Genomic DNA, 5,743 nt, shown 5'->3' with positions numbered 1-5,743 from the left:
GGTCGGGATCGCCCGCGCGGTGCCCGACGGCGACGCGATCCGCGCCACCCTCTCCGACGGCCGCACCCTCCGGGCCGCGCTGCTGGTGGCCGCCGACGGGGCGCGCTCGCGCCTGCGCGAGGCGGCCGGGATCGGCTGGGTCGGCTGGTCGTACCCGCAGACGGGCATCGTCGCGACGATCCGGCACGCGCGTCCGCACGGGGGCCGGGCGACCGAGCACTTCCTCCCGAGCGGGCCGTTCGCGATCCTGCCGCTGGCCGACGGGCCGCAAGGGCACCGCTCCTCGATCGTCTGGACCGAGCGGGCCGCCGACGTCGACGCCCTGCTCGGGGGCGAGCCCGACGCGGTGCTGGCCGAGATCGAGCGCCGGTTCACGCCCGATCTCGGGCGGCTGGCCCTGGAGCAGGGCCCGAGCGCCCATCCGCTCGCCTTCGGCATCGCCCGGCGCTTCCGCGCCGAACGCCTCGCGCTCCTGGGGGATGCCGCCCACGTCATCCACCCGATCGCGGGCCAGGGCCTCAATCTCGGCCTGGCGGATGCGGCGGCCCTCGCCGAGGCGGTCACCGGCGCCCTGCGCCTCGGGCTCGATCCCGGCGCGGCGGACGTGCTCGTCGCCTACGAGCGGGCGCGCCGGTTCGACACGCTGGCGATGGCGGCGGCGACCGACGGGCTCAACCGGCTGTTCTCGAACGACGCCCTGCCGCTGCGGATCGCCCGCGACCTGGGCCTCGGCCTCGTCGACCGGATGCCCGGCCTCAAGCGCTTCTTCGTCGGCGAGGCCGCCGCCGCGCGCGGCGCCCAGCCGCGCCTGCTGCGCGGCGAGGCGCTCTGACGTCATCTCTTCGACGCGCCCGGCTCTCTCCCCGTCCGCGGGGAAGGGAGCCGGGCGCGGGCCTCGATCGGCCCGGGGAAACCCTTCAGGCCTTGGCCTTCTTGGCGCGGTCGATCGCCTCGTGGATCAGGCGGTGGGCCTCGGCCTTGTCGCCCCAGCGCACGAACTTGACCCACTTGCCGGGCTCGAGATCCTTGTAGTGCTCGAAGAAGTGCTGGATCTGCTGGATCGTGATCTCGGGCAGGTCGGTGTAGTTCTCGATCCGGTCGTAGCGCTTGGTGAGGTGGCGCGAGGGCACGGCGATGATCTTCTCGTCCTCGCCGCCCTCGTCCTCCATCACCATCACGCCGACCACGCGGGCGCTCATGATCGCGCCGGGCGCCACGGCGCGGGTGTTGGCCACCAGCACGTCGCAGGGGTCGCCGTCGCCGGACAGGGTGTGCGGGATGAAGCCGTAGTTCCCCGGGTAGAACATCGGGGTGTAGAGGAAGCGGTCGACGACGAGCGCGCCGGCTTCCTTGTCCATCTCGTACTTGATCGGTTCGCCGCCGAGCGGCACCTCGATGATGACGTTGACGTCGTGCGGCGGGTTCTTGCCGATCGAGATGTTGTCGATGATCATGGCGCTGGCGCATCCCGGAAGATCGGGGCCTCGCCCCGTTGCGCGGGTCTCATAAAGCCCTTGGCGCGCGAAGCAAATCCGCGCCGCGCCGCACGCCGCGACGAACGGGAAGAACCGTCAGCCGAACAGGTAGCCGACCTTCGGCAGCGGCACGCCGGCCAAGCGGTCGAGCGCGCGCGGGCCGGGTCGCCCGCCGAGGCCGGCGTAGAAGTCGGCGGCGCGGGCGTTGTCCTCCAGCGTCCAGGCGCCGATCCGCGCCAGGCCGTGGTCGGCGAGGTCGTTGCGGACCGCCAGGAACAGGCGCCGCCCGAGGCCGACGCCCTGGTATTCCGGCCGGAGATAGAGCTCGTCGACCTCGCCCTCGACGCCGAGCGACCGGCTGCGGGCGCGGCCGTAGCCGGCGTAGCCGACCACCGTGTCGGCGGTCTCGACCACCGCGATCGGCCGGCCGCGCTTGAGCGCGGCGCGCCACCACGCGCCGTCGCGCTGCGCGATCAGCCGCTCCAGCGCCACGCCCGGGATGATCCCGCGATAGGCCTCGCGCCAGGCCGCATCGAACACCGCCGACAGCGCGCCGACATCCGCGTTGCGGGCCCGGCGGATGCTCGTGGTGCGGGTGCTCATGGCCGGACCCTTCGGTTCGATCGTGCGGTTGGCGGGGGGCAACCCGCGGCAGGCCGTCAGGTTCGCCCCCGATCGGGGCGAACAGAAGGCAGCCAAGCGCCCTTCGCGACCGGTACAGGCAAGGGAGATGCCGAATTGCCGGCCCGGGGGCGCGCTGATAGAGCCTGCCCCTCGCCACCACCGCGAGAGCCCGTGTTCAACCGCTTCCTCAGCCCCGAGACCCGCTACGCCCGGCGCATGGCCCGCATCGAGCGCTTCGCGCGGCCGATCAGCGGCGCGCCGGCACGGCTCGGCGCCTGGGCGAACATGCTGTTCGTCGATCACGGCATCTTCCGGATGGCCTATCTCAACCGCCACCGGATCGGCACGGGCAAGATGTGGCGCTCGGCCCAGCCGGGCCCGCACCAGCTGGCGCGCTTCCGGGCGGAGGGGGTCCGCACCGTGGTCTCGCTGCGCGGCGGGCGCGAGCACGGCTCCTGGCCGCTGGAGCGCGAGGCCTGCGAGCGCCAGGGGCTCAAGCTCGTCGAGTTCGTGCTGCGCTCGCGCGAGGCGCCCTCCCGCGAGACGATCCTGGCCGCGCGCGACTTCTTCGCCGGCCTCGAATACCCGGCGGTGATGCACTGCAAGTCGGGCGCCGACCGGGCGGGCCTGGGCGCCGCCCTCTACCTGATCCTGCACGAGGACCGCCCGGTGGCGGAGGCCGCGCGCCAGCTCTCGGCCCGCTACGGCCATTTCCGCTTCGCCAAGACCGGGATCCTGGATGCGTTCTTCGCCCGCTACGCCCTGGAGGGCGCAGGGCAGGGGCTCGACTTCCTGACCTGGGTCGAGACCGTCTACGACCCGGAGGCGCTCAAGCGCGGCTTCCGGCCGGGCTTCTGGTCCGACGTGGTGGTCGACCGGGTGATCGGGCGGGAGTGAGCTACTCCGCCGCCGGCCGCGCCGCGTCGCGGAACGGGTGGGCCGGGTAGGTCCCGACGATCCGCAGCTCGCGCGAGAAGTAGGCGAGCTCGGCCAGCGCGCGGGCGAGGCCCGGCTCCTCGGGATGGCCGTCGACCTCGGCGTAGAACTGCGTCGCGGTGAACTCGCCGTCGACCATGTAGCTCTCGAGCTTCGACATGTTGACGCCGTTGGTCGCGAAGCCGCCGAGCGCCTTGTAGAGCGCGGCCGGGATGTTGCGCACCCGGAAGACGAAGCTCGTCACCATCGGGCGGTCGCCCGCCGCCACCGGCAGGGCCTCGGGGCGGAACACCACGAAGCGCGTCGTGTTGTGGGCCTCGTCCTCGACGTCGCGGGCGAGGATGTCGAGGCCGTAGACCTCCGCCGCCAGAGCCGGCGCCAGCGCCGCGCGGGAAGGATCGCCCGCCTCCATCACCTCGCGGGCGGCGCCCGCGGTGTCGCCGGCCACCACCGCCTTGAGGCCGAGCCGCCGGATGATGCGACGGCACTGGCCGAGCGCGTGGACGTGGGTGTGGACCGAGCGCAGGTCCTCGATCCGCGTGCCCGGCAGCACCATGAGCTGGAAGTGGATCGGCAGGAAGTGCTCGGCGACGATGTGCAGGGCCGAGGTCGGGATCAGGTGGTGGATGTCGGCGACGCGGCCGGCGATCGAGTTCTCGATCGGGATCATCGCCGCCTGCGCACGGCCCTCGGTGACCGCCGCGAAGGCGTCCTCGAAGGTGGGGCAGGGCAGGGCGGTCCAGTCCGGGTAGGCCTCCGCGCAGATGATGTGCGAGTTGGCGCCGGGCTCGCCCTGGTAGCTGATGGTCTTCGGATCGGTCATCGCAACGGTCAGTTGAGGCGGCGGGCGCCGAGCAGCGCGCGGGCGCGCTCCAGGTCGGCGGGGGTGTCGACGCCGAGCGGCAGGTCGTCGACGATCGCGGCGTCGATGCGCATCCCGGCCTCCAGCGCGCGGAGCTGCTCCAGCTTCTCGCGGGTCTCGAGCTCGCCCGGCGGCAGCGCCATGAAGCGCGCCAGCGCCCGGCGGCGATAGGCGTAGAGGCCGATATGGTGGAACAGCGGCCCGTCGCCCCAGGGGGCGCGGGCGCGGGTGAAGTAGAGCGCGCGCAGGCGCTCCGGCCCGACCGTGTGGCCGACGAGCTTGACCACGTTCGGGTTCTCGGCCTCCGCCGGGTCGACGATCGGCGCGCACAGCGTGGCGATGTCGACCGCGCGGTCGGCGAGCAGCGCCACCGCCGCCCCGATCGCCCGCGGATCGATCGTCGGCAGGTCGCCCTGCACGTTGACGACGACGTCGTGGTTGCCCTGCGGGTCGACGATCTCCAGGGCCTCGGCGAGGCGGTCGGAGCCCGACGGGTGATCGGCCCGCGTCATCACCGCGACGCCGCCCACCGCCTCGACCGCGGCGGCGATCTCGGCGGTGTCGGTGGCGACGACCACCGGCCCGATCCCGGCCTCGACCGCGCGGCGCCAGACATGCACGATCATCGCCTCGCCGGCGATCAGCGCCAGGGGCTTGTTCGGCAGCCGCGTCGCCGCGAGGCGGGCGGGGATCAGGACGAGGGGATCGGACATCGACGGGCGATCTGCGGGACGGCGGCCGGGCCGCGGGCCGGTGCTTAACAGGCGCCCGCCGGCTTGTCATCGAAGCCGTGCGCCGGGCCTCGGGCGCGCGGCGCGGGCACTCGCGCCGCCCGGGCGCGTCGAGGCGGGCGGCGGCGTGCGACCAATCGTGTGCCGACTGTCACCCATTCCGCCATTGTCAAGGTCGGCTTCGAGCGGCTAAGCACCCTCGAAATCTTCCAAAGTCCGGCGCCGGCAGGCCGGGCGCGGATTCGCCCGCCGCGCAGCGCGACAGGAGTTGAAGAAAGCATGGACTCGTTCGAGCTGAACAAGGTGGCCGGTGCGGTGCTCGGCGCCCTGCTGTTGGTGGCCGGATCGGGCTTCGTCGCCGAGCTGATCTACCATCCCAAGCCCGCGGGCAAGGCCGGCTACGACCTGCCCGAGGCCAAGGAGGAGAGCGCCGCGGCGCCCGAGGCCGCCAAGGTCGAGCCGATCGCCGTGCGGCTGGCCTCCGCCAACGTCGAGAAGGGCCAGGGCGGCACCAAGGCGTGCCAGGCCTGCCACAGCTTCGAGAAGGGCGGCCCGAACAAGGTCGGCCCCGACCTGTGGGAGGTGGTCGAGCGCAAGAAGGGCAGCCACGAGGGCTTCGACTACTCGGCCGGCATGAAGGAGAAGGGCGGCACCTGGACCTACGCCGACCTCGACGAGTTCCTCACGAGCCCCAAGGCCTACGTGAAGGGCACCAAGATGGCGTTCGCCGGCATCAGCTCGCCTCAGGAGCGCGCCAACGTCATCGCCTACCTCCACACCCTGTCGGACAGCCCCAAGCCGCTGCCGGCGGTCGAGAAGGCGGCCGATGCCAAGCCCGCCGATGCCAAGCCCGCCGACAAGCCGGCCGCCGACAAGCCGGCCGACGCCAAGCCCGCCGCCGCCAAGCCCGCCGAAGCCAAGCCGGCGGACAAGCCGACCTCCGAGAAGCCGGCGGCCGGCAAGGCCTCCGAGGGCAAGGACAGCCCGGCCAAGCCCGCCGACACCAAGGCGGAGGGCGCCAAGCCGGTGACCGAGAAGCCGCCCGGCGCGCCCGCCGGCGCCGGCTCCGAGAACCGCAACGCGGTCGAGCAGAAGTCGGCGCCCGAGAGCAGCGG

7 protein-coding genes are annotated in these 5,743 nt (G+C 73.2%); 3 read left to right on the top strand and 4 right to left on the bottom strand.

What is annotated here, in order from left to right; translation table 11 throughout:
- Window positions 1-832: FAD-dependent monooxygenase (locus FV230_RS23540; protein ID WP_147844118.1), on the top strand; the 832-nt coding region annotated here is incomplete at its 5' end.
- A gap of 85 nt (window positions 833-917) precedes the next feature.
- Here FV230_RS23540 and ppa read toward each other — a convergent pair.
- Together ppa and FV230_RS23530 are read right to left on the bottom strand one after the other, a co-directional pair.
- Window positions 918-1,454: an inorganic diphosphatase gene (ppa, locus tag FV230_RS23535; protein ID WP_147730016.1), complete on the bottom strand. Its 537-nt coding sequence runs from the start codon at window positions 1,452-1,454 to the stop codon at window positions 918-920.
- Window positions 1,455-1,571: 117 nt separating this feature from the next.
- Entirely contained in the window at window positions 1,572-2,078 is a 507-nt protein-coding gene (locus tag FV230_RS23530) for a GNAT family N-acetyltransferase (protein WP_147844117.1), read from the bottom strand.
- Window positions 2,079-2,270: 192 nt separating this feature from the next.
- On the opposite strand from FV230_RS23530, the gene FV230_RS23525 reads away from it, so the two are divergent.
- Complete coding sequence (locus FV230_RS23525; RefSeq protein WP_147844116.1) at window positions 2,271-2,996, top strand: tyrosine-protein phosphatase; 726 nt, start codon at window positions 2,271-2,273, stop codon at window positions 2,994-2,996.
- A gap of 1 nt (window position 2,997) precedes the next feature.
- Here FV230_RS23525 and FV230_RS23520 read toward each other — a convergent pair whose 3' ends face one another.
- Entirely contained in the window at window positions 2,998-3,858 is an 861-nt protein-coding gene (locus FV230_RS23520) for a prephenate dehydratase (RefSeq protein ID WP_147729380.1), read from the bottom strand.
- Between the two features lie 8 nt (window positions 3,859-3,866).
- Window positions 3,867-4,610 (bottom strand): 3-deoxy-manno-octulosonate cytidylyltransferase, encoded by a 744-nt coding sequence (locus tag FV230_RS23515; protein WP_147729379.1) that lies wholly within the window; start codon window positions 4,608-4,610, stop codon window positions 3,867-3,869.
- A 297-nt stretch (window positions 4,611-4,907) separates the two neighbouring features.
- On the opposite strand from FV230_RS23515, the gene FV230_RS23510 reads away from it, so the two are divergent.
- Window positions 4,908-5,743: cytochrome c family protein (locus FV230_RS23510; protein WP_246694972.1), on the top strand; the 836-nt coding region annotated here is incomplete at its 3' end.

This window comes from Methylobacterium sp. WL6 (genome assembly GCF_008040095.1).
Lineage (GTDB): Bacteria > Pseudomonadota > Alphaproteobacteria > Rhizobiales > Beijerinckiaceae > Methylobacterium.
The sequence above is the reverse complement of the archived record's forward strand: the minus strand, read 5'-3'. Positions and strand labels throughout refer to the sequence as shown.

What these genes read in the sequence shown, in the direction of transcription:
- ppa (WP_147730016.1), bottom strand. Translation starts at nt 1,454, where the DNA reads ATGATCATCGACAACATCTCGATCGGCAAGAACCCGCCGCACGACGTC.
- FV230_RS23530 (WP_147844117.1), bottom strand. Translation starts at nt 2,078, where the DNA reads ATGAGCACCCGCACCACGAGCATCCGCCGGGCCCGCAACGCGGATGTC.
- FV230_RS23520 (WP_147729380.1), bottom strand. Translation starts at nt 3,858, where the DNA reads ATGACCGATCCGAAGACCATCAGCTACCAGGGCGAGCCCGGCGCCAAC.
- FV230_RS23515 (WP_147729379.1), bottom strand. Translation starts at nt 4,610, where the DNA reads ATGTCCGATCCCCTCGTCCTGATCCCCGCCCGCCTCGCGGCGACGCGG.